Origin of the sequence: Acaryochloris thomasi RCC1774, assembly GCF_003231495.1 — a bacterium.
Lineage (GTDB): Bacteria > Cyanobacteriota > Cyanobacteriia > Thermosynechococcales > Thermosynechococcaceae > RCC1774.
Map to the genome: position 1 here is coordinate 1 of NZ_PQWO01000001.1, position 26,479 is coordinate 26,479.

Below are 26,479 nucleotides of genomic sequence, written 5' to 3' on the forward strand. Positions count from 1 at the left end.
TTCTCAGAGGCACAGTTGGGACACGCTGGTAGAGCAGAAGACACGGAAAACGATGGATGACGACGAGTCAACACTCGCATAAGCATAGGAGAACATACATCCCCTTATCGATAGAATATCCTTACCCGTTTAGGACTACCTTAGAGATGAATATAACAAATACCTCAGAACCAAATGTTGTAATGCGACCTGCGATCGCAACTGCTCTCTCTCATCTAGAAAATATACGACAGACTACATTTGTACCGATCTTTGCCTCATTCAGCTCAACCGTTGGTTTTGTCTCGTTCTAGCTCAACCATGACAGGCACGTCGGTGAGATCGGATTAAACACGGTTCACCCCAACTATGCCGAGAAAGGCGTTGGCACAATTCAATTATGTATCAGTTTGGGATGGCCGAAGGCCGGTCGGAGACCATCGCAAAAATTAAAATAGCAGGCATGCAGGTTACAACCGGCGGCGACCCGAGGCATGTACCGGCCCGAGCCCATGAGAAAGCTGGTTTTACAATGCAAACTCCGAGCGTGTGGCTGTCAGAAGCTTTAGGCAGTGTGGTAACGGGTGTATGCACCAGGTGTAACACCAATCAGACGCTTGAAGTGCCGACCCAAATGACTTTGATCGTAGAAACCCACTGCCGCTGCGGCTTCAGAAATAGACAAGCCCCGAACCAGTAACTTTTTAGCTTGATTAACACGCAACTGCTGTTGATAAGCACTTAACGAAAGTCCTGTTTCCTGGCGAAAGATCCGACTGAGATGGAACCGACTCATTCCACTTAAGGTCGCCAAGTCTGTCAGAGAGGTGTTTTTGCTGTAGTGGGTCTGCAAAAAATCTCGCACTTTAGCCACGGATGGGCGATGGACTGGCGCTTTTACTGCATCAAGACAACCTTCTGCATGGCGAGTGAGCAAAGGCGCTAAAAAATGAATTAGAGCCACATCTTGCTCTAGTCGGGAGGCGTCAGATGCAACGCGACGACAAAAAACAAGGAGCCGCTGTACCAAATCATGGTCGGATAAAAATAGTGCAGGGACAAAAGGTGTTGTTGGCATCCCTGTCACTTCTAATGCAGCCCTTTCCATGACAGACGGATCGATCTGCATCATCCAAAAAGTCGCAGGGGCTGGCAAGCTCGTACGTTGACTAGGGGCGTGGGCCTCACCTGTATGAATGAGGCTCAATGTCCCAGTGGGAATAGGGTGAACAGCGCCCCGATAGGTGTACTCGCCTTGGCAGTTAAAGCTCAGCCCAAACTGATACTCAGGATGAGCATGGGGCGGTAGAGGGGCAACGGTTCCTGCTGAGTAGGCATAATGTTCGAGAACGATGCCAGGGAATTCCCACGCGTTGACTGCGATCTTGGATGTTGAAGACATTGAATTCTACGATTTTGGTCATACGCCCTTATTGATGTTGCAGGCTGTCTGCAGGACAAGATTACAATGACTCTGCCCTGCAGATCGTAGATATCTAACTATGCGATTTGCAAGGGGGCTGCTGCGTACGCTTCTAGCCCCTGTAAACCCATCTGATACATCTGAATCATCATTGGACGAACTTCTTCTAGCACGTCAGGTTCAGCATCAAAAGTTGCGGTCCAGCTCACAATCACCTGTAATGATGAAAAGCTACAGCCTGTCTAAGGCCGCAGCGATATCAGCAACCTCAGCCCGCTTTCGATAGTTGTTAGGCAGAAAGGCCCAGCTAATAACGCCGTCTTGATTCAGGACATAGGTCGCCGGATCGGGGGAGGCATAGCTGTCTCCATTCGCCTCCTCTACGGGGACGTTAACCCCCTTCAGAGCTTGCTTGTGTTCCTCCGGCAAGGTGAGAACAATCCCCAACTGTCTCGCTAAATAATTCCCTTCGTCAAAGAGAATATCGAACGGGAGATCCTGCAATGCCTGAGAAACAGTATCCATCGTCTCGATTTTTGTTGCCCCAGTCTCAATCATCTAGACAACTTCTTCAGGAGCGACGGAGTTGAATGCATCGCGTGTCGTCCACAGGTGTTTGTTGAGACTGTCTTTGGCCGCAAAGCCTACTTGTGGGTCATAACAGGTTGTTCCTTCGGATGACTACGTTTCCTTAAACTGCGTTGGCCAGCTGGCCTTGAGTTACAAACGCATCGTTACCCTCAAGTAGTGAGTTGAGCATCCCTCTGAATTTGGGCTTCATCATCGGGAGCATCAGTTTGCCGAGCAGACCCATTTTGGGTTCAAAGTCCATTGCCATGCTGACTTCTGTTCGGTTAGCAGTCACTCTTCGGAAGCGGAGGGTTGCGATCGCACTTTTCAGCGGCATGGTTCCCTCATAGATATTGATCTTCATGCTCTTGTGGGGCACATATTCCAGTACCTCTTCACGAATCCAGTTTTTGCCATCACTGATATCGCACTGGCGTTTCGCCCCTGCCCCGGTGGCTTGAGAGCCATCGATGAGCCGTGAATGTTTCAGGTTGGGGTTGAATTTGTAGATACCGCCAAAGTCATCCCAGCTTTCCCAAACCTTTTCGATGGGGGAATGAATCGTTCTATACACCGTTACATTTGCCATGATATTGCTCCAAGTAAAAATCTCCGGGTGATACCGACACCTCTTAACTCGATAATATGTAAGCATTTATGGAATAGGAACCCCATAAAAAGCGCCTCACTGGTGCAAAAAAACGCCGCTACGGAGTGATGCCTTGTGAATTGGGATGATTTGAAAATATTTTTAGCCGTCGCTCGAGAAGGCTCCGCAAGGGCTGCAGCTCATAAGCTCGGCGTTCACCATTCCACCGTGACCCGTCGCATTGAAGCGCTTGAATCAACCCAAAATGTGCGGCTTTTTGATCGCCTACCTAGCGGATATGCACTTGCGATCGCAGGTGAAGAACTCCTGCAGGCCGTCACTCGCATCGAAGACGAAATCAACGGCATTGAGCTACATATTCTCGGCCAGGATGCTCACCTAAAGGGGGATATTCGAGTCACTTTACCCGATGCGATGGCAACTGATCTGCTGATGCCGGATCTAGTCCGCTTCATGGATGCCTACCCTGAAGTCAATCTAGAGATCTTGATTTCCTATGGTCTCTTTAGCCTGACCAAGCGAGAAGCCGATGTCGCCATTCGGATTACCGAGAACCCACCCGAACATTTAGTGGGTCGCAAAGTCGCCTGCTATCACTGCGCGACCTATGCATCCCAAGGCTATCTGGAAACCCATAATTTACCTGCTGAGACTACTAACGCACACTGGATTGGCTGGGATTCTCCGACGCCTTATCCTGATTGGGTGCGCAAAAGTGAATTTCCTGACATCCCGATTCGAGGTCGTGTGAATCATCCTGTGGCGCAATTGGCTGCAGCGAAGGCGGGGTTTGGTGTGGCCCGCATACCTTGCTTTTTAGGCGATCCAGAACCCGCTTTGCAAAGAGTTCCTCCAGGAGAAAGTGCGCCCTGCCAAGACGTGTGGCTGTTGACGCATAAAGATTTAATATCGACAGTCCGCATCCAGACCTTTATGAACTTTATGGCAGATGCTTTTCACAAAAAACTGCCTCTGCTAGAGGGACGAGAAGTAAATGAGTGAGAATAATGCCTCTCCTACCTTTTGAGAGAGTAAAACCAAAATCGGCCTAAAAAAGAGCAAGATGCTTCTAGAAGCCATGAAAAACATGAGTTCCAAGATCTTGCCCTCAGGGTTTGATCTGACACAATTATTCACTAAGGCTGGCTTGAATGCATTTAGAATACTATGCTCAGCCCTGATTCATTAGATGTGCCAATCTGAATGTATGAACTTCTCGAATCGTTTATTCAAAAAGTTTATCCACAATGCCCTATCAACTTGATGCTCATCGAACCTTTACTCGAATTGAGGCAAGTGGAGAAAGGAGAATTTATATTTCGAGAAGGTGATATCTGTGACGCCGTTGGAATAACACACAAGGGCTGTTTAAGAAGTTTCTTTCTCAAAGATGGTAAAGAACTCACCTTGTTTTTTCACCCTGAACAATACACGCTAGGAGACTACGAAAGTCTGCGACGACAACGACCTGCCTATTTCTCATGCCAAGCTGTTGAAAATTCAGTGGTGCTTATGATGAATACTCAAGCCATCGAAGTTTTGGAAGCTTTGCCAAATGGGCAGAAACTACTACGGCTGGTAGTAGAAGACTTAGCATTTCAACTACGCGACCGCTTGCTCTCTCTCTATCGAGATCCGCCTGAACAGCGTTACCTAAGCTTTATCGAAACTGAACCCAAGCTGTTGCAACGAATTCCACAGCACTATATTGCTTCCTATCTCGGTATTGAACCCGAGTCTCTGAGTCGATTGAAGCGAAGAATTCAAAGTAGGCAAATCTCTTAACCGAGATCAATGCACACAATTAAGGAAGACAGTAAGCTTGCTCAAATTACTGTTTTTACTAAGAATCGCTATGTCACCCGAACAGAACAAAGCAATCGCCCTAAAATTCTATGAGATTTTTGATCAACAAGATACTGAGAAGGGACGAGAACTAATCTCCGCTGATATTATTGCTCAGGGTTTAGATGTTGTCCCAGTAGAAGGCATCGATGCAGTTATGGCGTATGGGGCAATGATGTTTTCTGCATTCCCAGATGGACGCCACGTGCTAGGTGAGGTCATTGCCGAAGGTGATAAAGTTTTCACCCGTGGTACTTTCAGTGGTACTCATCAAGGAGAGCTAATGGGTATGCCTGCATCAGGTAAATCCGTCAACTTTTCTGTTGTTCACATTGACCGTATTGTTGATGGGAAAGTGGTAGAGCATTGGGGACAAGGCGATACCCTTACAATGATGAAGCAGCTAGGAATTATCTTTTTCCCAGGCCCAAAGTTGATTCTGCGTATGTTGAGAAGATTCGTACTGGGATAATCTTCTTGGATCCTTAAATTTCCATGCGGTCACAGTAAGCGGCCAGACCATTAGCAATCGTTCCTCTGGCGAAAGGTCAGCATAGTCGCTTAGTGCTTCCGCATCGACTAGTGTCGTCTTTCGGACAATTTGGCGATTTGTCTTCGGTAGTGAACTGCCTTTCATGGATGGATTTTAGCACTGATAACGCTTTCACTCACCAAGCTGCGGCGACGGAGCGGTTCTAGTCCTTGATAACAGTGGTTGAGAAATGCCTGAACTCTTCCATTGCGCTTCAGGTCACGATGGGTCAGTAGCCAAACATCGGTGCCAAACCCTTTCAATACATCGCTCAATCGCACCAAATTATCACTGAGATCGGCATAAATAACTGGAAGGATGCAGGCACCGCCTCCAGCTTCAGCCATCATGAACAGTGCCGCCGGGGAATCGACACGAAAGCGAACTTGCTCAATCGGCACATGTCTCTCCATCCAAGCGTCGATCATGCGAGCATTGACAGCCGGATCCCAACCAATCCAGGGCAGCACATCCCAAGGTGTGGATGGCTGATTTGCGATGGCCGACCACTGGCCTTCTGCGATCGCAACATGGGCATAAACCGCATACTCAGTGTGTAGCGCGCGCATCCCCACGAGATTCTCATCAGGCTGTGTCGAAACCCGGATCGCAACATCAGCCTCTCGGCGGGTCAGGCTATGAAAGCGAGTCGTTCCCGAAACCAGCTCCAGCGTGATTTGTGGATATTGGACTGTAAAGCTGTTCAAGAGATCAGCGTGAAACAGCACAAACATATCCAAGAGCGCCACTCGCAAAACACCAGACAACACACTTTCCTTTCCCTTCGCCCCCCGCTGCAATGCATCTGACTCGACTTCCATCGCTTCCGCCGCTTCGACGACCTGTTCGCCATAGGACGTGAGGACTAGGCGTCCACTTACATTCTCGACCACCTTTGAACCTAGATCCTTCTCCAACATACGGATTCTGCGCGACACCGTACTGATATCCAGATCGAGCTGCGTCGCAGCTTTCTGCAACGTTCCCTCGCGCTGAAAGGTAAGTAGAACCTGGAGGTCAGACCAATTCAAGAGATATCCTTTGCTGGAGTTGCACAAACGCAAATAATACTTGTAAAAATCTGTAATGACAATGTATTTTTGCAAGTCTAGAATGCGTAGTCAAGGGAATCGATAGGCCCAGTCCAACCGTAAAGGAGCTAAGCTACATGACTGCAATCTCTTCAAATACGGTCGAGAGCGAAAAGACAGAAGATTTAGGAGCGCCTGCCTACTTGATGGCAACGCTGGAATTGTCCGACATAGATGCTTACATGACGAAATATGGTCAGCCCGTTTTTCCCGCGATTGTCGATGCAGGGGGTGAAGTTCTGGCGGCAACACCAACGGTTGACGTATTGGAAGGAAACTACAGCGCCAACTGGACTGTGATCATCAGGTTTCCGTCAATGGAGGCAATTCAGACCTTTTACCATTCCGACGACTATCGGCCCTTCATTCCGATCCGGCAAGCACTTTCTAATCCAGAGTCATCCACACTGCTGGCTCTCCCTGGCTTCAGTGGATTGCCAGGATAGCTGCGTTATGGGGGCAGCAAATTGTTTGTTGCGATCGCAACTCCTCCCACCTTGGGTACCTCGACCCATTCCACTCTTGTTTGGTGTGGGATTGCGACGGTCCCCGACCCACCTTCATCATGACTCACCCACAGAGAATGACTATGGCAAACATCATTGAATTTAAACAAACCGGCGGACCTGAGCAGCTTCAGATCATTGAGCGTCCCATCACACCCCCAGCCCCTGATGAAGTTCAGGTCGCTATCAAAGCCGCCGGACTCAATCGAGCGGAGCTTTTATTTCTAGCGGGCCAATATCTAGTCCAGCCATCTCTACCTAGTCGGATTGGCTTAGAAGCCTCCGGTGTCATCAAGGCTGTTGGAGAGAACGTGGATCAATTTTCAGTCGGTCAAGCCGCCTCGATTACCCCCAACCTTGATCCAACTCAATACGGCGTTTTGGGAGAAGTTGTTAACGTCCCGGTTGCTGCACTACAACTTAAACCTGAGAGCGCTAGCTTCATTAATGCCGCCGCGTTTTGGATGGCTTACCCGACCGCTTGGGGTGGCCTCGTCCAGACAGGGGGGCTCACGGCAAACGTTGGACAAAACGTTCTGATCTCAGCAGCAAGCTCCAGTGTCGGTATCGCAGCAATTCAGATTGCTAAAGCCTACGGAGCGAATGTGATTGCAACAACTCGCACGGCAGCAAAAGTCGATGCAATTCGTTCAGTTGGCCCTGATCACATCGTCGTTACCGATGAAGAAGATCTTGTGGAACGTGTACAAGCGATTACAAACAGCGAGGGCTTCGATATTGCCTTCGATCCCGTGGGTGGTCCCTTTGTCGAAGCACTCGCAACCGCCGCTGGCCGGGAAGCCATCATCGTTGAATACGGTCTTCTTTCTGGCGAACAGGCACCATTGCCGTTTTTCACAATGGTTGGGAAGGGTCTCTCAATCAAAGCCTTTCACCTGGTTTTCGATTTGCTACAGCACCCAGACCGACTCAAGATCGCGATCGAACACCTACTACCTCGACTGGAAGACGGCACCTATGCACCCGTCATCGACCAGATCTACCCACTAGAAAAGTTTCAAGAAGCATACCAGCGCCTAGCCTCAAACCAGCAGTTCGGCAAAGTGGTTATCGAGGTTACAGCATGAGCAGTCCACAGAAAACCGCTCACCGCTGCGGCTGATCGTCCATTGTCAGAAGAACAGCCCTTGACTCACACCAAGGAGGAATAATCTATGCCCCGAGCCAGTATGGCAACTCAAGACTGGACCTTTGGTGGAACCTGGCCGTATAAGCCGCGCTGGTTCCACAGCACTGACGGTCGAATGCACTACGTCGATGAAGGACCGCGCAAGGGCCGACCGATTGTAATGGTCCACGGGAACCCGACCTGGGGATACCTGTACCGTCGCTTCATTGAGGCTGTGACTGAGGCGGGATATCGGGCAATTGTCTTAGATCATCTTGGTTTTGGCCGTTCTCAGAAACCGGACAATCCAAAGCTGTACAGAATTCCACATCACGGCGATCGGTGTGAGGCCCTGCTTGAGTCGCTTGATTTACAAGATGCCACGATCCTTGTTCAAGATTGGGGTGGACCGATTGGGTTGACTTGGGCCGCTCGTCATCCCGAAAGAGTCCGCAGTCTTGCCATCTTAAATACCTATGCCCATCGTCCACCTGCTAAAGTTGCTCTTCCGATTCCCTTGCGACTGTTTCGCACCCCAGTGATCGGTGAACTGATGGTCAAGGGGCTACATGCCTTCGTGAAGATCTTTCTGTTCAAAGCAGGACTGGTTTATCCTCAACGGCTCAGTGAGCAGGAAAAAGCTGCCTATCTGGCTCCCCATCCAACGTGGTCGTCGCGCACTCCTATTCTCGTTTTTCCGCGAGAAATTCCGGCAGGACCGGAGGGGCGGGTGAGCGATTTTGTGGCTGTGGTGCATGACCAGCTCGTGGCTGCTTTCTATAACAAGCCCATTTTTATCGCCTGGCCCATGAAAGATATTGCCTTCGGACCCGAGATTCTAGAGGATCTATGGCTCCACGACTTCCCGAACGCTGATGTTCTGCGGATAGAGGATTCGGGCCACTACATCCAGGAGGATGCGCACGAGAAGGTGATTCCGAAACTCCTCGAATTTCTTGCGAAGTAGTCGGCATGTTGGGAACGACTTCGTGACGTCCATTGTGCAAATCCAAATGCTGGTGTAGCCAGGATATTTGAGGCTGCCCATTAGTAAAGCAAAACGTTATCAACAGTGAAATATCATGATCAAAAAGGTATCTATCTGGCCCATTGCCATATCTGTGCTGACGCTGACTGCTGTTCAGGAAGCAGGGTTTTCAGCACCCGATCCGTTATCCCCAGCAACCCAAACTGAGCAAGTGTCCATGAAGCAAATCATCTCGGCAGAGTTTCCCTTTGAGAAGAAGTTTGTTGAGGTTAATGGCTCAAAAATGGCCTACGTCGATGAAGGCGAAGGCCCGGTAGTGCTTTTCTTACACGGCAATCCAACATCGTCTTATCTGTGGCGCAATATTATTCCATATGTTTCGGACAACCATCGTGCGATCGCAATTGATCTGATCGGCATGGGCGACAGCGATAAGCCAGATATCGACTACACCTTCAGCGATCATACAGCCTATCTCGATGGCTTCATCAAAGCACTAAATCTCACCGACATCACACTGGTCGTCCACGATTGGGGATCTGCCCTGGGAATGCGCTATGCCCGCCTAAACGAAGACAACGTGAGTGGATTGGTCTTTATGGAAGCCGTGATACCGCCCGCCTTCCCGGCCCCCAACTACGAAGCCTTAGGACCGCAGCTCGGTGAAATATTTCGGAATCTTCGCACACCGGGCGTGGGAGAGCAGTTAGTGCTGGATAATAACTTCTTTGTCGAAACGATTCTGCCCAAGTTGGGCGTGATGCGAACCCTAACGCCACAGGAAATGGCGGCCTATCGTGCCCCTTATCTCACACGAGCGAGCCGTAAGCCCACCCTCCAATGGCCTCGTGAAATCCCCATCGGCGGAGAACCTTCTGCAACAACTGCTGAAGTTGCGGCTAATGGGAAATGGTTAATGTCTACAGACCTGCCAAAACTATTCTTCTATGCGGAACCGGGTGCCATTCTTCCGGTCCAGGCTGTTGAGTTTCTAAAAACCAACGTGAAAAATATGGAGACGGTTTCCATTGGTCCTGGTCTTCATTTCATTCAGGAGGATAATCCTCAGGTGATTGGTGAGGAAATATTCGCTTGGCTCGATCGTTCACAGCGTGCAAAGTAATTAATTCCCATACTCATTTTTAGGAGGTTTGGCCACTTTTCGTGATTTGTTTGGGAATAATATTGGAGTCGGCATTATCCAACTCTGACTTGATAAAGTCATTGTCGCGGACTTCTCGGTCCATTGGTTTGGCATCCTCTTTCTGGCAAAGTTGTCCGCCGTTATCCATACGTTTATAGTTATCCGGCTTTTCCAACAATATGATTGAAACCACACTTAGTGTCGTTTACGTACTAACGAATTCCGCGATGCCAGGTTTGGTTAAAATCGGCAAGACATCACAGGACGATCACAATACCCGAGTATCACAGCTTTATACAACGGGAGTACCGGTTCCATTCGATATCGAATATGCTTGCCGCGTTCCTAATCCTACCGAGGTTGAGGCTGCATTACACACCGCTTTTGCACCACAACGGATCAACCCGCGCCGCGAATTCTTTGAGATTGAACCAGATCAAGCAATTGCAATTCTTCGCTTGCTCAACGTCGAGGATGTCACGGATGAAGTTAAATCTGACTTGGATGGAATTGGTTCACAGGATCAGAACGCCGCAACGCGATTGCTTGCCCGGAGACCGAGCTTGAACTTCGAAGAAATGGGCATTCCAATTGGTTCGCAACTGGATTCTGTACCTACCGACGATGTCGCAATCGTTGTTGAGACCAAAAAGATCCGCTTTCGCAATTCTGCATTAACATCGCTTTCAGCCGCAACCAAGGAAATGCTTGGTCTTGACTATAGTGTGAAACCGACACCGCACTGGTCGTTCAGCGGTAAGAATCTACAGGAAATCTATAACGAAACCTATGCTGCCCTAGACTAACTCTGCCTCATGAGTTTTTATTCGATGTCTAGCCCGTAATCAGGCCGAAAACAAAGCTACCGAGCGCTAGAAAGAAACCAATCCCCCAGGCAGAATTGCGAAATGGTGTGATGCCTGCGGCATGGAAAAAGAAATGTAGCCCCCGTGTGATACGAAATGCGATCGCAACTGATTAAGTTCAGTATTTTAGATATTTGCTCGCAAGCATCTATTGAGTGGATGAAACGTTAGATCGCCTACTATCGTTTAGCAGGTGATCTAACAACGGCTGTTCCGAGTGGAAATTCGTCGTTACTGAAATTGGGATAGTTCGCAAAGATGCGGTAGGGTACGGCGAGACCTTTAAGAACTTGCCCTTGAACCCGAGAGTTCAACATCACCACTCGGAGCGTCTTGCCGGAAGGGATTGGCTCTGCAAAAGTGAGCGCAAACTCTTCAAAACCAAAGTCCTCTTTAGGTTCAACTTGTACACCATCAACGAAGACAGATAAACCATCAAGCTCATGGAAGGTCACGCACTGGACACGGAGACGTTGCAACGGATCTGCCTGCACAGAAACCTCGAAAAAGTGATCTTGTCCGTTACGAAGCACACCCGCTTCAGAGACTACCGTTGCAGAAGAAGCCCGTGTTTCAACAGGAATTGCACATATACCGCTGACCATTGCAACTGTGACCAGGCCATTCATAAATAGCTTCTTCATTAATACATCCTCAATATATTTTGCATGGCATCTCTAAGATGCTGGGACTTCAAAATTAGAGTGTACTCAGGGAACGTTCTAGAAAATCACTTGGGCTTATGCAGAACACCTAATTTAGATATGCCTTCTTCAGCTATCGCTGCATCGTGACTCTTGTCTGAACAACTTGAACCGCTTTCAAAAAGAGGGGTTGCACGATCGAAGACTGAGAATTTAGTCACTTGATACAGCTCTAGTTTTCTCCCAGTCGTGCTTAATTAGGCATTATTGAAAGCTAGCTTCACTTTTATGAGCCAAAATGAGCAGAAGATAAATATTGACCTGTATGAGTGTTAAATATGCTGATAAGCGTCACAGTACGGCTGTTTCGACTTCTGCGTTCTACACTTTCTTACTCACACAGTATTCGCGCTGCTGGCCCAGCAGCCCAAAAGTAGATATGACATCAGCAGCTGACACGAATGGTTATTGACATTCAACAAGCGACCAAGATCCAGCCTTTGTTTCACCAGACCTCCGCATGAATCGCTATTCGATGTTTAGCCCGTAATCAAACCGAAAACAAAGCTACCGAGAGCTAGAAAGAAACCTATTCCCCAAGCGAAACGGCGAAACGCCTGCGGCATAGAAAAAGAAGCGATTCAGCTTCCCCTTGATCTAGATAAGATCAAATGAGAGAAAGGATTTGAGAAGGATCTCAGTGTGATTTAAATGGCTGGAAAGAGTGAAAATCTAGATTCCTGAAAGCTTTGCTATGTATAGATCCTAGAACCATTTTGTGCCTTTTTACACCTATCTCAACATGGCCTCCTAGTCATCCATTACCGCCGCACAGTAAGCTGCAGCGGCAATTTTTTTGTTTGGAAAATCTATAGAGGCCAAGTTGTGACTAAAAACACGCCTAGCGTAGCCAGTGCCAGTAAACCTTGAACAAGATTTCCGATCAAAGAACTAACCACAACGCCTAGCGCAGCTTTCAGAGCCTGCTTCGGTTTGCGTTGGTGCAGGAGTTCACCCACAAATGCCCCGAGAAAGGGACCAATGATGAGACCGAGAATCGGGCCACCTACGGGTAAAGCTGGCAATAGACCTAAGACGCCAGCCACTAAACCCACAATGGCTCCAATTTGACCCCAGCGGCTGGCTCCAGCCTTTTTTGCCCCCCAAAAGGTAGCCAGGAAATCGACGCCGATGCCGAGTAGGAGAACTGCGATCGCAACTCCCAACGCAACCGCCACCGCTCCAAAGCCCTTAATCACGCCCCAAACGATAATCGCCACCAAAATCAAACCCACACCGGGCACAGCCGGAACAACGGAACCAATAACTCCGGCAATCATCACCGCCACCAGCAGCCAGTAAATAATAATGGTGTCGTTCTGTAGCGACGCCACCCAAGCAATGCTCTGGGCTTGGAGGGCCGTCACCCAATGAATAATTTTGGCCTGAAGGGCGACCAGCCAACTCACGAAATTTATCCGCAGATCTGTGATCCAGGTTGGCGTTTTGAGGGCAAAGGTTAAGTCCACTGAGGTTATCCTGAAATTTCGAGGGTTGAACTGGCTTGGCTGAGGGTGTAGTCAAGTTTATTTGCGATAGCATCCACCCAAGCTTCATCTTGACGGGTATAGCTACGTGGGGCATTGGCTCCTAAAACTAAAACCCCTTCTGAGCCGATGGGCTGGCAGATCACACCTTGGGTATTGTCAGGTAAATAGTTAAACTCCACCTTGCCAGGATAGAGCTTCAGCGCCACCAGATACACCGGCTTTTGCTGCGTTAAAACACGCTCGGCAATAGCACCCGGCTTGACCTCTCGCTCTGGCCCCAAAACACCCCGGCGCAGAATGGTTTTGCCTTGGTAATAGATGGCTAGCGATCGCGTCACTGTATTTGTGAGCAAAATATGGGAGGCCCAAGCCAACTCAGTTTTGACAGACTCTGGCAGATCGGGATCTAACTCAAATCCAGACTCACCTTCGAGTTCAACAGCTTCAGGGGCCGTGGGTTGGAGCTGTCGCCAGAGCAGACCCACCAAGATGAGCACGGCACAGACGATCACGCCAAGGGCATCTGAACGAGACTGGGAGCTGAGGAGTTCAGGGGTGAAGACTCGGTTGAGAAAAAAGAGACATTCGCCCAAGGCTCCCACAACAATAGGAAGGCGTCGGATAATCTTGTTGGGATCGGATTGGGCCATCCGCGATCGGTCCAGAGAGATACGTTGTCTTTATGGTAGTCTGCGGGCTGGACGCAGGGCTTTACCAAGGTCCATCACAAAACTTTAGCGGGTGTTAAAGGAGCAGCACAATTGAGGAGAATTCTATTCATATGTAGTGAGAACCGTCTTCGCAGCCCAACAGCAGAAGCTATTTTTTCTGAGATGGAGGGAATTGAGGCACTGTCTGCTGGAACGAATAAGGATGCTGAGACTCCGCTAACAGGGGATTTGATTGAGTGGGCCGATGTCATTTTGGTGATGGAGTCCTCTCATCGACAGAAGGTGGCCAAGAAATATCAACCTCTGCTGAAAGATAAGAAGCTAGCTAGTTTAGCTATTCCGGACCACTACGAGTTTATGGATCCAGAGCTAGTGCGAGTTTTGAAGGCGAAGGTGCCTAGATACATCGAATGAAACATCACTGGCTCTCATGGAGAGAAGCGATGAGAGTAGATGACCTTAATAAAGTAGTTAGGCTTCGCAAAAATGAACCAAACACTGCTCTACAGAGACCATATAATTGCGACACTTAATGAGCAGGATGCAGACTTCCCCACATTTTGGGGAACAATCAATCTCTCGGCTATGGATCCAGAAACACCTGTTATTGTCCGCGAATACATTGAGTGGTCAATAACAACTTGGCCAAAGATTGAAAGCGATACATACACAGCAGATGATGCAGAGATCGAGGAGCAGAAGTTTGGAAATCTAATTCAATCTTCTGATTGGTGGCTAGAAGGCACGGATAAAGAAAGAATTCCAATCTTGATCCCTTGTTTTCAGTCGAATAATGAGGCTAATTGGCGTATTGACCCGAGTAGATCTACTACCTGACAAGGGTCTGCAGGAGACGCTCAAAACCTGTTTGACTGACAGAACTTTCTGGCTTGGCGGTTAAACCCGCAGCTACAAGAACAAAATCCGCCTGCGCGGATTGCCAGAAGTATTGATGTCTATAGTCTGCGGAGGCAGACTTCGTTCTTGTCGGCACAAATTCTATTCGCCAGCCTCATCAACGCATCCATCGGGTTTACAGCACTTTTGTCAGTCAATCAGCGCTCAAAACACACTCTTGGTCAACACTTTAAAGTAATTCTCGCGCCCCTGAGAGCAATCCGATAGGCAGAGTCAAATTGGTTCCCCGCAGAAGCATCGGCTTCTGGATAACCTCGTGAAAAGCACCTTTAGCGGAACGCCTTGGGTACAGGCATTCCTGCCTGTACGGCGTAGTTCAGATAACGTCGAGCACTTGCTTTATCGCCAGCAGTGAGTGCGGCCTTAATGGCGCGTCGAAAATCGGTATAGGCCGAGGATTTATCCTCAATGCGATTGAGGCGGACAACACCGCGGCTGAAATAACCTAAGCCTTTGTCAGGATGAACCCTAATCCGCTCGCTATAGAAATGGAGACAGGTTGTATAGTCCCGGACTTTGTCGTGGCAGTAAGCATCGCCTAGCCGTGAATACAAAAAAGCGTCTGTAGGCTCTAGCTCAATGGCCGCCTTCAGCATAGGAATCGCCTGATGCGGGAAGGCCTCAAGCTTACTCACCCCTGCAACTTTGTAGGTTGTGAATAGAGAGAGCTTTACGAGGCTGGTATAGCGGGGGCGGGGGCTATATCTGATTGCCCTTTTGAAAATTGCGATCGCATGATCAAATTGAAACCGCGCCAGTTCTTTCTGACCTAAAAGATAGAGCGTCTCAGGATTGTTGGTGGCGTTCGCCTGCTCAAGGGCTGCGGACTGCGCGAGAGCCGGTCCTGCAGTGAGCGCTAACGCTGTGATGGCTAGCGCCATTATTTTGGGCATAACTCTATCGAATCCTTTAGCAAAATGTCGCCAACAGCACCAGGGCATTACGGTTCTGGAACCAGTTCTCGAGGGGCCGATGATAGTTTTTTCAGCAGTTCTGCCGTTTTATCATAGGCAGCCGTTCTATTTTGTTTCTGAAAGAACTCTGCTGCCGTTTGTAGATCGCGGATGGCCTGCGTCTCGTTGTCGGCTCTCGCATGGACGAGACCCCGCAATAGGTAAACATCAGAAAAACCAGGATTGAGGGCGATAGCTTTGTCGTAGTCTGCGATAGCCTTGGGGTCGTCCTTCAAAGTGTCATGGATTAGCCCTCGACTGGCATAGGGCAACGGATCGCGGGGGGCAAGGGCAACCACTTTGTCATAGTCAGCGATGGCCTTGGGGTAGTCCTTGAGGTCTTTGTATATCTCTGCTCGGAGCAGCAAGGCATAGACATCTTCTGAATCGAGCGCAATGGCTTGATCAAAGTCTGAGATGGCCTTGGGATAGTCTTTTGAGTCCTTGTATAAACTGCCCCGGATATTGTATGCATAGGCATCTTTCGGATCGAGTGCGATCGCTTTATCAAAGTCGGCCAACGCTTTGACAGTATCCTTTAGGTCTCGATGGATGCTGCCTCGGGCTTTATAGGCGTAGGCATCTTCAGGGTTAAGGGCAATGGCTTTGTCGAAATCAGCCAGTGCTTGGGAATTCTTTTGGATCTCTTTGTGGGCAATCCCTCGAGCAAGGTAGGCGTAGACGTACTTGGGATCAAGGGCAATGGCTTTGTCATAGTCTGCAATTGCCTTTGAGTCGGCATTGATGGCTTTGTAGGTATTGCCGCGAACGGTGTAGGCATAGACATCTTTGGGGTTGAGGGCGATGGCTTTGCTGTAGGTTGAGATCGCGCCTTGATAATCCCCTTGCTTGTACTTTTCGAGAGCTTGCTGATGCAAATCACCGGTTGTTGAGGCTTGACTGAGCCAATAACCGGTAGCTGGCATAGCCGAGCCTGATGCTTTGTCAACAGTCTCAAGACTAGGGTGACTCGCCCAGGCCGCTTTCAAGGGCATGGTCCAGGTGGACAGGGGCAAGATAAAGAGAAGCAGAAAGCGGGAAGATTTCATCACTGAAAACATTTATTTTGACAGAGTCTTGAGGCTTATTCTATCTCTAACATTAGTACTAAAACCTGTTATTGCGCAGGTCATTGCATCAGGACTATCCACTCACTTGATCTCTCAAAACCAGTGTTTTTATCCCGTCATTAAATCGCGAAGCTTCTGGACCTTCGCTCTGGGCATAAAAATCCGAAGGAATTAAAATAGAGAAAGCTTAAATCGACTGAACAGAGTCTAATACAAGCTATATAAAGTAGCGTCATTGTCCCAGCTAAATCTATTCTCTATGAATAACCTTTTATCCAAGATCGCAGTGATATTCTCTTTTATTGCCTTAGCTGGCAGTGGATTTGCTGTATCTCGCGTGAGCCAACTTGAGTTATCGCTACCGAGTGCATCGGTTTCCAGCTCAGTTGTGCCAGACTCTCCCCCAGAGGACTCTCCAACTGCGCAAGAGACTGACCCCGACGAATCTTCTAGAAACGGGCAAAGCATTCAGTTAGGACAGTTTTCTCAGGTGGCTCTTGATGGTCAAGCCAGGGTTGAGATCACGGCGGCAAAGCGGCTTGAAACCGCGGAAGGCTCGGCCGACAATATGATAGTGCTAGAGCTGCGGTATCGTCGTCTTGTCGATACCGTCGTCGGCAATGGCTATATTCATTTGGGTAAGGCCCAGGCACGCAATCCTGACACGAGAGAAATCTATCGCCCGATCGCCAACGACAAGAAAACCGCCCCTTTTTTCGCTAAAACGCTGCCGACTGATGCCTGGGCCGATGCTTTCGTATGGTTGCAGGTACCTAAAGAGATCGACACAGTCGATGTCGTGCTCGACAAAACCCCAGTATTCAAAGGCGTGCCGATCTCGAGCTAAAGACGATCGATGTATAAAAAAGCTAGGGCTGTTTGGCCAGATCTTTATACACAATCGTTAGGAATTTCTCTGGACTCATAAAATCCTGCCCCCACTTTTCGTCATAGTCTGCCGTAGGTTTAGAGGCGATGAAGTCTTCTAGAGAGGTGCCTTTGTCGATGGCGGCTTGGGTGCGATCTCGCACATCTACTAGCATCTTTCGATAGACCTCTAGCTCAGCGCGGTTCGACAGCGATCCGTGCCCCGGAATAATCTTGGTGGTCTCAGTTGCCAAGGCCAGAACCTTATCTGCGGCGGCTAACATACCCTCAACAGAACCGCCGCTGGAGGTATCGATGAAGGGATAGCGTCCATTGAAGTAAACGTCACCTGTGTGAATCACGTCAGCTTCTTTGAAATGGAGAACGGAATCACCGTCGGTGTGCGCTGGTTCCACATGAAAGGTATGGATCGTTTGGCCGTTGAGATGAAAGGTAGTGGTGTCGTTGAACGTGACCACCGGTAGCGCGGCTTTTGGTGACGCGGGTACTGTGCGCTGGAACGCTTCCATAAACTGTTCGCGGCTCATCCGTTCACGCACCTGATCATGGGCCACAATGACAACGCCCGCATTGCCCAGATTCTCGTTGCCGCCCGTATGATCGCCGTGCCAGTGGGTGTTGAGTAAAAATCGAATCGGCTTATCAGTAATTTCTGCAATAGCCGCTTTAATCTTCTCGGTCAGGGGCGCAAACTGGTCATCCACCATAAAAACGCCGTCTTCACCAGCAGAGACGCCAATATTGCCGCCTTCACCAACGAGCATGTAGATCCCTTCCGCGACAGGAATCGTTTCAATCTCTGTTTTGCTGAAGTCCTGCTGCTGAGCCAAGCTCTGGCAGCCTAGGCTGACGATTCCAATGCCGATAGCGGTAGCGAGAACGTGACGACGTAATCCCATAATTTGCTTCTTTACTTCCGGTTCACCTAATTGCATTTATTTTAAGCTGTTGCGACTGTGTATTCCTGCGTTATCGGGATTCGTTGACGCTTCCCCCCTGCCAGCGATTGAGAGGGACGCAATCAATGTCGAGCTGGTCGAGGGCACGGGCGACAACAAAGTCAGCCAAATCTTCAATGGTTTGAGGCTGATGGTACCAGGCAGGAATCGCGGGTACGATGCGCGCACCCGCTTCGGCTAGAGCGGTCAGATTCCGCAGGTGAATGAGGCTAAACGGCGTTTCTCGCGGCACAAGGATAAGCTTGCGGCCTTCTTTGAGCTGAACGTCGGCAGATCGTTCGAGCAAGTCGGAGCTGAGACCCGCTGCAATTTTGGCCACAGTACTCATGCTGCAGGGCATCACCACCATGCCCAAAGCGCGGCAGGAACCACTGGCAATGCCTGCCCCTACATTGGTGGCAGAGTGGCAGATCAGTTTGCCGCCCAGCTCGTTGGCCTGTTCGCGCCAGAACAGCTCTTGCTTATCTAGGTCTGCGGGCATCTGAATATCTTGCTCCGCTTTCCAGACTTGGTAAGTGGCTTTAGAGGCGACCAGCTCGACGGTGTAATGGGCCTTTAATAAAAATTTGAGCGCTCGAACGGCATAGATAAGGCCCGATGCACCGCTCACCCCTAAAATGACGGGTCGGTCAGAATGGTTCAGGTCAGGCACGCTGATCACGTTGATGAAAAGGACTGAAGGCTGCTGAGGCAACGTTTCATTATAGCGTCGCGTTTAAGGGGCAATATTGCTGGTGGCGGGCTAGAATCAATCCCGGTAGCGCAGTAAGGAAGACAGGCATGGAAAAGCAGACCGTCGGGCGGCGGCTAGCGATTTTTATGGTGCTGGCTTGGATGGCTGTAATGTTCCAGTTTTCAACTCAGCTTTGGAACAGCACCCATACAAAGGCCATCCTGGAGAGGGTTCTGTCTGCGCCTTTTGTGCCCGATGTTGTGGCCTCGCTTGATGCCCTCAATTTTGGCGTGCGGAAGGCGGCTCACTTTACGGAGTATGCGGTGCTAGCGGGGGTTGCCTATGGAGCGGCGGCACTCGGGTTTCAGCGACCCAGAACCCGGTCGCTTCAGATAGCTTTAACCTGCGCCATTCTGTTTGCTATTTCAGATGAATGGCACCAACGCTTTGTTCCGGGCCGCACGTCTACGCCCCAGGATGTGGGGATTGATATTCTGGGAGCCTGCGTGGTGGTGATTGCGATCGCACTTTGGCAATGGCGAAGGCCGGCCTCTAAAAATTCCACAGCAGAGGATTATCATCTAAATGATCGGTAACGCCGCGACCGATTTCATCAATAGCTGATCGTTCAGATTCAGATAAAGTGACTTGCGCTGCCTGAGCATTATCTTGCACCTGCACAGCATTTCTAGCACCTGCGATCGCAACCGTCTGAGGCTGAGCCGTTATCCAAGCAAGAGCCAACTGCGCGAGCGTAATCCCCTTACGTTCGGCAATGGGCCGTAGCTGAGAGAGTGCCGCCTGGGCACGCTCATAATTCTCACCCTGAAAGAGCTTATTGCTGGCTCGATTATCTGCAGAATCAAACTGATGCTGAGGACCAAATTTCCCTGTAAGTAGCCCCTGCGCCAGTGGCGAATAGGCAAAGATCGTAATCTGATGCTCAATGCAATAGGCCTGAGCCTCCTGTTCTACATAGCGCCAGAAGAGAGAATAGGGAACCTGAAGGCTGTCAATGCGGCCATAGTTCGCCGCTTCGGCAAGCTGCGCCTGAGAAAAGTTAGAAACGCCAATGGCACGGATTTTGCCCTGCTCTTTGAGTTTTAAGAGAGCCGTCATCGTTTCTTCAATCGGCACGACTTTACTGTCAAAAGCCCCTGAAGGCCAGTGGATAAAATAGAGGTCAATATGGTCTGTCTGCAGGTTCCTGAGAGAGTTTTCGCAGGCTGTGAGCACCTGACCGTGTTGCAAATGGGTTGGGAACACCTTAGTCACATAAACAAGCCGATCACGGATATCTGAGACCGCTTCTGCCACAATTTTTTCAGAGTGCCCTTCACCGTAGATCTCTGCCGTGTCAATGGTGGTGATACCTGCATCGACCGCTGCTCGAATCGCGGCAATGGAGTCCTGATCTTCAATACCAACCCAGCGGCTTTTCCCGGCTTGCCAGGTTCCCATCAAGATCGGGGTAACCTGAATAGTAGTGGTCCCCAACTGCCGAGTTTGCATTTACGCCTCCTTACTATCTGTCGCGTGACGCCGTTTTTATGAAATTTCGCTTTTCTCTGCTTTTGGCGGGTGTGCTTCTCACCCTAACGCCAATCAAATCTTGGGGACAATCTATTACCAGCCTCAACCAGCAACTGCAGCAGTCTGTGGGCAGTCAAAACTGGTCTCAGGCCATCCAAATCATTGATCAAATGGTGAAGGTCTCGCCCGGACAGGCGGCCAGCCTCAACCAGTACCGCTCTGAGCTTCAGCGGCTGCAGCAGTCTCAACCCGCTCAAACCTATAGCGCCCCCACCGCAGCCAAAGCGGGCGTTGTTGGACAGATTCCGATTAAGCGCCGCAGTGCGGGTGTACCGGTGGTCGATGTCACCTTCAATGGGCGGCAGTCCTTTGAAATGTTGGTGGACTCAGGGGCAAGCTTCACGGTCATTACCCGACCGATGGCAAAGGCGCTGGGGATTACGGGTGCTCATATTGTTGATACAGTGCGGGTTTCTACGGCCAACGGCACAACCCAGTTTCCGATTGTATACGTCAGCTCTGTTGATGTTGGGGGCTTGAGGAGCACGCAGATTCCGGTTGCGATCGCAGGTCCTGACATGAAACTGGGCCTACTGGGCCAAGATTTTCTGCAGAAGTATGACGTTTTGATTCGCGCCAGACAGATCGAGTTCTCCCAACAGCGGTAGGCGCTTTTCCCGCGCCGGGCATCCGTTTCGGGGTACAGACTATGACAGGATAGGAAAGAATACTCAATCTCAACCTGATCCTATGTCTGACGTACATCCTTCGATTGCTCAGCACTATCATCAGCGAACAAAATACGATCCAGAGACCATTAACCAGCGCGGTCGCGCCCTGGATTTTTCTCAGCAGCCGGTGCCCTTTAAGACCTACAAGGTGGGGACAGAGATTGACCTGAAGCCTTACCTAGAAGGTGAGCCGGTCACCGATCCGCAGATGCGGCAGCGACAGCGTCTGTCGCATCTGCTCTATCACAGCTATGGCGTTACTGCCGTAGTACCCTACCCTAACAACCCGTTTTATATGCGAGCAGCCCCCTCAGCAGGCGGACTGTATCCAGCAGAGATCTATTTGATTGCCCGTGAAGATGCAGTCCTGCCCACGGGCCTCTATAACTATCAGGTGCAGACCCATTCCCTGTGGCGATTTTGGGACAATCAGGTGTGGTCGGCTTTAGAAGAAGCCTGTCTCTGGCATCCGGCCTTGGCTTCGACGCAGGTAGTGTTAGTAATCACAGCGGTGTTTTGGCGATCGGCTTGGCGCTATGAAGATCGAGCCTATCGCCGTATTTTTCTTGATAGCGGCCATCTGCTCGGGAATATAGAGCTGGCTGCAGCCATGAATGATTACCGGCCACATTTGATGGGCGGCTTTGTCGATGAAGCGCTCAATCAGCTCCTGTATCTTGATGAAGATCAGGAAGGGGCAATTGCGGCAATTGCCCTAGCTGACCTGCTAGAGATTAATCAGAATTTGCAGCCGACGCCCACCGCGCTGCCGTCAGAGACGGATACGTCCTACCCTGAAATTTTAGATGGGGAGCTGCTTCACTACTGCCACGAAGCGAGCGAGGTGTATGCCCTAGATGCGGCCTATCCGAAAGATCGTCTGATCTTGTGTGCTGAGGATAAGTATAATTTTCCGTTTTGTCTCAAGGTGCCGACCACCAGCGAGCCGATCCAGTGGGGAGACTCTTTGACAGAATTGGCGACGACCATTCGAGGGCGACGCTCAACCCGTCGCTTTACAGGGGATGCGATTACCCTGCCGGATCTGTCTGCCCTACTTGATTTCACCTACCACCCTGAGCATTACCAAGACCAGGGGCTCGATCCACAGCCGGATACGTTTGATCTGAGCTTGATTCAAACCTTTGTGGCGGTTTCTGATGTGACAGGTCTAGAGGCGGGCTGCTACTACTACGCGGCCCAGGCCAAGGAGCTGCGTCAGATTCGGTTTAAAAACTTCCGGCGAGAGCTGCACTACCTCTGTCTGCAACAGGATCTGGGCAGAGATGCGGCGGCGGTGGTTTTCCATACGGCAGATTTAGGGGTTGCGATCGCAACCTACGGCGACCGGGCCTATCGCTACCTACACATGGATGCGGGCTATCTAGGGCAGCGCCTCAATCTCGCAGCCATTCGACTGCAGCTAGGGGTGAGCGGCATTGCGGGCTTTTTCGACGATCACGTCAACGAAGTCTTGGGTATTCCCACCGATGAAGCCGTTCTGTACATCACCACATTAGGACAACCACCTGCGTCCTAAAATCTGTGTTAATTTATACAGTCTGAGGCAAAGTTGGGAACTCTATAAAAAGATAACGCCCAACCGCCATTTATTTGCGACCCGCCATGAACCCTCCTTCAACGAAGGCCAAACTAGACTCGATCCAACAGCTCCAGACTCGCCTATCGGCAGCCCTAGAACATAACTGCTACCTAGGTGAAGAATTTCTCGCCAAGCTCTCGATGGATATTGAAGCGCAGCTGCAAGAGCTGGCTATCATGCTAGAGAAGCCCGTCAGTAGCCGCTATAGTTCACCTACCGCTGAGCTTTCTTGTCCTGGTACATGCGCTGGTCAGCATAGCTAAGCAGTTCACCTAGGTCGTTGCCATCACTGGGATGGCAGGCAATGCCAATGCTAGCCGTGATCTGCAAATGATAGCCCTCAATATGAGCCGGTTGAGAAAACTTCTCAATCAAACGGTGACGGGTTGCCCATGCAACGCTTTGGTTCGCCCGCGAGAGCAGTGCCACAAATTCATCACCGCCCAAGCGGGCCACAATGTCACCGTCTCGAATACAGGCCTTGAGGCATTGGGCAACATAGACTAGTACCGCATCACCGATGGCGTGCCCGTAGGTGTCATTGATGGCCTTAAACTGATTGAGATCGATATAGAGCAGGGTGACAGGCCACTGATCAGATGACCGGAGCGCCTGCTCTGCGCTCATCTCTAGCTGACGCCGATTGAAGAGTCCCGTGAGGCTATCGAGATAGGCAAACCGCTTGAGCTGCTCCTGCTGCGTCTTTTCAAAGGTGACGTCTCGAATAATAATCACAGAGCCAACCTGCTGCCCCCCTGGACTGCGCAGCGATCTTACCTTCACTTCCTTGAGTACCGATCGTTGGCGGCGCGTCAGCTTGATGGTTTGGGTAACTTCAGACGCCGAACGGCTTGAAAGAACAGGGTTGTAGACGGGGAAAACATCATGGAAAGCCCGTCCGAGAACTTTCGTCTCGTCGCACTCTCGATAGGCAGGTGGATTAAGATCCACAATGTTGTTGCGGGTATCGAGCAAAATCACGGCCTCTGCCGTATTCAGAAAAACGGTACGGTAGGAAACAGGCGCCAACCCTAAAAAACGGGCTTTGAAAAGACCAAACTGAATCATGATGCTGCTGATGGCAAAGCCCACAGGCGTTAGGTCGAGGCCATATGGAGTGACACCAGCAACAATATAAAGCGCGTTAAAGACAAAAGTGATAAACGTTGCCAGCAACAGGATCAGCGTCTGGCGTCTATAGATGGCAGAACTCGCAGCATAGGCATAAAGCAGCACCCCCACCCCAGTCAGCAATATGCTGTACTGATAGGGAATCATCACGTAATTGAACCACAGACCATGCTCAATACTCAGGGCTGGGATCGGCTCTGTGACGAATGATGTGGAAGACCAAATGAGGCCGTGTAGCGGATCCGTTGCGGCCAATAACAGATTGAGAGCCGGAATAATGAAGAGGGGCACCACATTCTTGCGCCGCAGCCAAGCGTCATTGTGGGTGTACCGAAGTGTGAAAATCAGCCAAGCCACAGGGAGCAGGGTAATGCCTAAATACTGAAGTTTTCCAAAGGTGATGCGGGCCGCTTCAGCAGGGCTAAGGTATTCAAAAACGGTGAAGAAACACCAGATAAAGACGCTACCGGCGAACAAGCTAAAAGCCCTCGCCCCCGGAATCTCACGGCGCTGCCACGCAAAAATCATGGCGTTGGCCGAAGCAAAAGCCGCGATCGCAGGGACGAGAGCCAGAAGAAGATAGAAACGCATTAAGCCTAGAAAAAGGATCCCAACTAAAGACTCGCGGAGGCTGCGCTAGAGTCCCGCCGAGAGGAGAATGGGTCAAGAACCAGAACCATGCTTGCTTCGCCCATTCCTTTCACCCTAGAGGAACCGACTGCCTCGGTCAATATTTTTTGTTGGCCGAATAATAAAGTTTTTGTAGTTACCCCAAGCTTTATGGACGGTGCTGAGGACAAAAAGTTCCTGAGTCCTTATCTCAGTTTAGACAGTAGGGGGGCAGCGCCCAATAATGTTTGGGTATAGGGATTCTGGGGCTGGGTGAAAATTTGGGCGGTGGGTCCGATCTCAACGATTTTGCCTTGGTTCATGACCGCGATCCGATCGCAAAAATACTGCGCCACCCATAGATCATGGGTAATAAATAAATAAGTGAGCTGAAACTCGGCTTTTAGGTCTTTCATCAGCTCTAGCACCTGAGTTTGAATGCTGGCGTCGAGCATACTGACCGGCTCATCACAGATCACTAGTTTGGGATGGGTGATTAAGGCCCTTGCGATCGCAACTCTCTGCTGCTGTCCCCCCGACAGATCGCCCGGATATCTCTGCTCATAGTCTTCAGGCGGCGTCAGTCCCACCCGCTCTAGCATGGAACGAACCTCCACTGGAGCCGATGCGCGTGTTGCGAGCTGGTGAATCAACAGTGGTTCGGCAATACTCTGGCCCACCGTCATCAGCGGATTAAGGCAGGCCAGCGGATCTTGGAAGATCATCTGGATCTCACGCCGGTAGCCCCGCATTTGCTCGTTAGAAAGAGCCGTCAAATTCGTATTGTCAAAGGTAACGGTCCCTGACGTCGGTCTGATGAGCTGCAGAATCGTGCGCGACAGCGTACTTTTGCCGCAGCCTGACTCACCCACCAGTCCTAGAACTTCCCCGTCATAAACGTCGAGACTAATATCGTCAACGGCCCTAATCTCAGGTGGAGGGCCAGAGAGGAACCGCCCAACTAAACTCGGGGACAGCGTGAAATACTGCTTAAGGGCCTGCACTTGCAGCAGAGGAACCTCTTCTGTCTGCGCTTTACCCGCATCCCCAGCCTGCAGATCGAGGGCAGCCTGCAGCAGAGCCTTTGTATAGTCATGCTGCGGCTGCGTCAAAATCCTTTGGGATGGCCCCGTTTCCACCATCTTGCCCTGATACATGACCGCGATGCGATCGCAATATTCACTCACCAACGCCAAATCATGGGAAATCAGCAATAGCCCCATCTCCCGCTCGGCGCATAGACGGGTCAACTCCCGCAAAATCTGAGCCGCCACCGTCACGTCTAAGCTCGTTGTCGGCTCATCCGCCACAATTAACTTTGGATCTAGCAGCAAGGCCAGGGCAATGGCCACCCGCTGCCGCATGCCGCCACTAAACTCATGGGGATACTGACGCCACCGCTCTGCGGGGATATTGACGGCGGCTAGAGTGTCTAAAATCTTTGCTTGAGCCTCTGCTTTCGAGAGATGAGGCTGGTGGGCCTTGAGCGTCTCTAGACAGTGGGCCTTAATCGTCATCAGCGGATTCAGCCGCGTCATCGGATCCTGAAAGATTAGCCCGACCCCCTCCCCTCGGAAGTGACGCATCTCTTGAGGAGAAAGCCCTAAAACCGACCGATCCTGAAATTGAATGCTGCCCTCAATCTGGCTACGACTGGGCAGCAGGCGCATGACGGCCCGCCCAATCGTAGACTTGCCGCAGCCAGACTCGCCCACAAGGCCAACGCGATCGCCCGCGCAGATCGTCAACGACAATCCATCCACGGCCCAATTTAAAGGACGAGAGCGAGGCGAGGGATAGGCAACCCGAAGGTTGTCAACACGAAGTAATGCGGCATCCATAGGGGCTTAGTTTTTGCATGGG

At 50.4% G+C, this 26,479-nt stretch carries 31 protein-coding genes; 15 read left to right on the forward strand and 16 right to left on the reverse strand.

Translation table 11 applies throughout. The annotated features are described in order from the left end of the window. Nucleotides 1-544: 544 nt before the first annotated feature. The 4 genes from C1752_RS00010 to C1752_RS00020 form a co-directional block, all read right to left on the reverse strand. Entirely contained in the window at nucleotides 545-1,381 is an 837-nt protein-coding gene (locus C1752_RS00010) for an AraC family transcriptional regulator (protein WP_110984001.1), read from the reverse strand. 98 nt (nucleotides 1,382-1,479) lie between these two features. Beyond that, the gene (locus tag C1752_RS29640) at nucleotides 1,480-1,611 is read right to left on the reverse strand and encodes an SRPBCC family protein (protein ID WP_274704403.1); all 132 of its coding nucleotides are present in this window, start codon (nucleotides 1,609-1,611) and stop codon (nucleotides 1,480-1,482) included. A gap of 22 nt (nucleotides 1,612-1,633) precedes the next feature. After that, nucleotides 1,634-1,927 carry a thioredoxin domain-containing protein gene (locus C1752_RS00015; RefSeq protein ID WP_158534969.1) on the reverse strand — a complete coding sequence of 98 codons (294 nt, stop codon included), beginning with the start codon at nucleotides 1,925-1,927 and terminating at the stop codon, nucleotides 1,634-1,636. A gap of 166 nt (nucleotides 1,928-2,093) precedes the next feature. Further along, on the reverse strand, nucleotides 2,094-2,561 hold the full coding sequence (locus C1752_RS00020) for an SRPBCC family protein (RefSeq protein ID WP_110984003.1): 468 nt from the start codon (nucleotides 2,559-2,561) through the stop codon (nucleotides 2,094-2,096). Nucleotides 2,562-2,696: 135 nt separating this feature from the next. Between C1752_RS00020 and C1752_RS00025 the strand changes: the two genes are divergently transcribed. The 3 genes from C1752_RS00025 to C1752_RS00035 all read left to right on the forward strand — a co-directional run bounded on the left by C1752_RS00025 (nucleotide 2,697) and on the right by C1752_RS00035 (nucleotide 4,899). Then, nucleotides 2,697-3,584 (forward strand): LysR family transcriptional regulator, encoded by an 888-nt coding sequence (locus C1752_RS00025; RefSeq protein WP_110984004.1) that lies wholly within the window; start codon nucleotides 2,697-2,699, stop codon nucleotides 3,582-3,584. A gap of 261 nt (nucleotides 3,585-3,845) precedes the next feature. Continuing rightward, nucleotides 3,846-4,367 carry a Crp/Fnr family transcriptional regulator gene (locus tag C1752_RS00030; protein ID WP_233501232.1) on the forward strand — a complete coding sequence of 174 codons (522 nt, stop codon included), beginning with the start codon at nucleotides 3,846-3,848 and terminating at the stop codon, nucleotides 4,365-4,367. A 70-nt stretch (nucleotides 4,368-4,437) separates the two neighbouring features. Further along, a complete protein-coding gene (locus tag C1752_RS00035) occupies nucleotides 4,438-4,899 on the forward strand; it encodes an ester cyclase (RefSeq protein WP_110984006.1) in 462 nt (153 codons plus the stop codon). Nucleotides 4,900-5,060: 161 nt separating this feature from the next. On the opposite strand, the gene C1752_RS00040 is transcribed toward C1752_RS00035, so the two are convergent. Continuing rightward, complete coding sequence (locus C1752_RS00040) at nucleotides 5,061-5,990, reverse strand: LysR family transcriptional regulator (RefSeq protein WP_146242246.1); 930 nt, start codon at nucleotides 5,988-5,990, stop codon at nucleotides 5,061-5,063. A gap of 137 nt (nucleotides 5,991-6,127) precedes the next feature. Between C1752_RS00040 and C1752_RS00045 the strand changes: the two genes are divergently transcribed. The 4 genes from C1752_RS00045 to C1752_RS00060 all read left to right on the forward strand — a co-directional run bounded on the left by C1752_RS00045 (nucleotide 6,128) and on the right by C1752_RS00060 (nucleotide 9,796). Continuing rightward, on the forward strand, nucleotides 6,128-6,496 hold the full coding sequence (locus tag C1752_RS00045) for a DUF1330 domain-containing protein (protein ID WP_110984008.1): 369 nt from the start codon (nucleotides 6,128-6,130) through the stop codon (nucleotides 6,494-6,496). A gap of 143 nt (nucleotides 6,497-6,639) precedes the next feature. Next, nucleotides 6,640-7,644: a zinc-dependent alcohol dehydrogenase family protein gene (locus C1752_RS00050; protein ID WP_158534970.1), complete on the forward strand. Its 1,005-nt coding sequence runs from the start codon at nucleotides 6,640-6,642 to the stop codon at nucleotides 7,642-7,644. Nucleotides 7,645-7,731: 87 nt separating this feature from the next. Beyond that, on the forward strand, nucleotides 7,732-8,652 hold the full coding sequence (locus C1752_RS00055) for an alpha/beta fold hydrolase (RefSeq protein ID WP_110984010.1): 921 nt from the start codon (nucleotides 7,732-7,734) through the stop codon (nucleotides 8,650-8,652). Nucleotides 8,653-8,767: 115 nt separating this feature from the next. Beyond that, nucleotides 8,768-9,796, forward strand: a complete 1,029-nt coding sequence (locus tag C1752_RS00060; RefSeq protein WP_199464232.1) for a haloalkane dehalogenase — start codon at nucleotides 8,768-8,770, stop codon at nucleotides 9,794-9,796. A gap of 19 nt (nucleotides 9,797-9,815) precedes the next feature. On the opposite strand, the gene C1752_RS28230 is transcribed toward C1752_RS00060, so the two are convergent. Then, nucleotides 9,816-9,965, reverse strand: a complete 150-nt coding sequence (locus C1752_RS28230) for a hypothetical protein (RefSeq protein WP_158534971.1) — start codon at nucleotides 9,963-9,965, stop codon at nucleotides 9,816-9,818. A 31-nt stretch (nucleotides 9,966-9,996) separates the two neighbouring features. Between C1752_RS28230 and C1752_RS00065 the strand changes: the two genes are divergently transcribed. Continuing rightward, nucleotides 9,997-10,623 (forward strand): GIY-YIG nuclease family protein, encoded by a 627-nt coding sequence (locus C1752_RS00065; protein ID WP_110984011.1) that lies wholly within the window; start codon nucleotides 9,997-9,999, stop codon nucleotides 10,621-10,623. A gap of 239 nt (nucleotides 10,624-10,862) precedes the next feature. Here C1752_RS00065 and C1752_RS00070 read toward each other — a convergent pair whose 3' ends face one another. The 3 genes from C1752_RS00070 to C1752_RS00080 all read right to left on the reverse strand — a co-directional run bounded on the left by C1752_RS00070 (nucleotide 10,863) and on the right by C1752_RS00080 (nucleotide 13,527). Next, entirely contained in the window at nucleotides 10,863-11,327 is a 465-nt protein-coding gene (locus C1752_RS00070) for a hypothetical protein (RefSeq protein ID WP_110984012.1), read from the reverse strand. Nucleotides 11,328-12,196: 869 nt separating this feature from the next. Beyond that, entirely contained in the window at nucleotides 12,197-12,697 is a 501-nt protein-coding gene (locus C1752_RS00075) for a DUF456 domain-containing protein (protein WP_488656249.1), read from the reverse strand. A gap of 164 nt (nucleotides 12,698-12,861) precedes the next feature. Further along, nucleotides 12,862-13,527 carry a cofactor assembly of complex C subunit B gene (locus tag C1752_RS00080; protein ID WP_110984013.1) on the reverse strand — a complete coding sequence of 222 codons (666 nt, stop codon included), beginning with the start codon at nucleotides 13,525-13,527 and terminating at the stop codon, nucleotides 12,862-12,864. 111 nt (nucleotides 13,528-13,638) lie between these two features. On the opposite strand from C1752_RS00080, the gene C1752_RS00085 reads away from it, so the two are divergent. Then, nucleotides 13,639-13,962 carry a low molecular weight protein tyrosine phosphatase family protein gene (locus tag C1752_RS00085; protein ID WP_110984014.1) on the forward strand — a complete coding sequence of 108 codons (324 nt, stop codon included), beginning with the start codon at nucleotides 13,639-13,641 and terminating at the stop codon, nucleotides 13,960-13,962. 72 nt (nucleotides 13,963-14,034) lie between these two features. After that, entirely contained in the window at nucleotides 14,035-14,385 is a 351-nt protein-coding gene (locus C1752_RS00090) for a hypothetical protein (RefSeq protein ID WP_110984015.1), read from the forward strand. 350 nt (nucleotides 14,386-14,735) lie between these two features. Here C1752_RS00090 and C1752_RS00095 read toward each other — a convergent pair whose 3' ends face one another. Both C1752_RS00095 and C1752_RS00100 read right to left on the reverse strand, forming a co-directional pair. Beyond that, nucleotides 14,736-15,359 (reverse strand): tetratricopeptide repeat protein, encoded by a 624-nt coding sequence (locus C1752_RS00095; RefSeq protein ID WP_146242247.1) that lies wholly within the window; start codon nucleotides 15,357-15,359, stop codon nucleotides 14,736-14,738. A 47-nt stretch (nucleotides 15,360-15,406) separates the two neighbouring features. Beyond that, nucleotides 15,407-16,468 (reverse strand): tetratricopeptide repeat protein, encoded by a 1,062-nt coding sequence (locus C1752_RS00100; RefSeq protein ID WP_158534972.1) that lies wholly within the window; start codon nucleotides 16,466-16,468, stop codon nucleotides 15,407-15,409. A gap of 280 nt (nucleotides 16,469-16,748) precedes the next feature. On the opposite strand from C1752_RS00100, the gene C1752_RS00105 reads away from it, so the two are divergent. Further along, the gene (locus C1752_RS00105; RefSeq protein ID WP_110984018.1) at nucleotides 16,749-17,336 is read left to right on the forward strand and encodes a hypothetical protein; all 588 of its coding nucleotides are present in this window, start codon (nucleotides 16,749-16,751) and stop codon (nucleotides 17,334-17,336) included. Nucleotides 17,337-17,358: 22 nt separating this feature from the next. Here C1752_RS00105 and C1752_RS00110 read toward each other — a convergent pair whose 3' ends face one another. Continuing rightward, complete coding sequence (locus C1752_RS00110) at nucleotides 17,359-18,312, reverse strand: MBL fold metallo-hydrolase (RefSeq protein WP_233501235.1); 954 nt, start codon at nucleotides 18,310-18,312, stop codon at nucleotides 17,359-17,361. A 34-nt stretch (nucleotides 18,313-18,346) separates the two neighbouring features. After that, nucleotides 18,347-18,979, reverse strand: coding sequence for a flavin prenyltransferase UbiX (locus C1752_RS00115; protein WP_233501283.1), 633 nt, complete (start codon nucleotides 18,977-18,979; stop codon nucleotides 18,347-18,349). Between the two features lie 137 nt (nucleotides 18,980-19,116). Here C1752_RS00115 and C1752_RS00120 point away from each other — a divergent pair, with 137 nt between their 5' ends. Continuing rightward, nucleotides 19,117-19,605, forward strand: coding sequence for a VanZ family protein (locus C1752_RS00120; protein ID WP_110984019.1), 489 nt, complete (start codon nucleotides 19,117-19,119; stop codon nucleotides 19,603-19,605). Here C1752_RS00120 and C1752_RS00125 read toward each other — a convergent pair. Beyond that, nucleotides 19,562-20,521: an aldo/keto reductase gene (locus C1752_RS00125; protein ID WP_110984020.1), complete on the reverse strand. Its 960-nt coding sequence runs from the start codon at nucleotides 20,519-20,521 to the stop codon at nucleotides 19,562-19,564. The genes C1752_RS00120 and C1752_RS00125 overlap by 44 nt on opposite strands. A 38-nt stretch (nucleotides 20,522-20,559) precedes the next feature. Between C1752_RS00125 and C1752_RS00130 the strand changes: the two genes are divergently transcribed. The 3 genes from C1752_RS00130 to C1752_RS29160 all read left to right on the forward strand — a co-directional run bounded on the left by C1752_RS00130 (nucleotide 20,560) and on the right by C1752_RS29160 (nucleotide 23,139). Then, nucleotides 20,560-21,210, forward strand: coding sequence for a retropepsin-like aspartic protease family protein (locus C1752_RS00130; protein ID WP_110984021.1), 651 nt, complete (start codon nucleotides 20,560-20,562; stop codon nucleotides 21,208-21,210). An 82-nt stretch (nucleotides 21,211-21,292) separates the two neighbouring features. Further along, nucleotides 21,293-22,813 (forward strand): SagB/ThcOx family dehydrogenase, encoded by a 1,521-nt coding sequence (locus tag C1752_RS00135; RefSeq protein WP_110984022.1) that lies wholly within the window; start codon nucleotides 21,293-21,295, stop codon nucleotides 22,811-22,813. 86 nt (nucleotides 22,814-22,899) lie between these two features. Further along, a complete protein-coding gene (locus C1752_RS29160; RefSeq protein WP_233501236.1) occupies nucleotides 22,900-23,139 on the forward strand; it encodes a hypothetical protein in 240 nt (79 codons plus the stop codon). On the opposite strand, the gene C1752_RS00140 is transcribed toward C1752_RS29160, so the two are convergent. Both C1752_RS00140 and C1752_RS00145 read right to left on the reverse strand, forming a co-directional pair. Next, nucleotides 23,090-24,598 carry a histidine kinase N-terminal 7TM domain-containing protein gene (locus tag C1752_RS00140; RefSeq protein WP_110984023.1) on the reverse strand — a complete coding sequence of 503 codons (1,509 nt, stop codon included), beginning with the start codon at nucleotides 24,596-24,598 and terminating at the stop codon, nucleotides 23,090-23,092. The genes C1752_RS29160 and C1752_RS00140 overlap by 50 nt on opposite strands. Nucleotides 24,599-24,822: 224 nt before the next feature. Further along, nucleotides 24,823-26,457 carry a dipeptide ABC transporter ATP-binding protein gene (locus C1752_RS00145; protein WP_110984024.1) on the reverse strand — a complete coding sequence of 545 codons (1,635 nt, stop codon included), beginning with the start codon at nucleotides 26,455-26,457 and terminating at the stop codon, nucleotides 24,823-24,825. Nucleotides 26,458-26,479 lie beyond the last annotated feature (22 nt).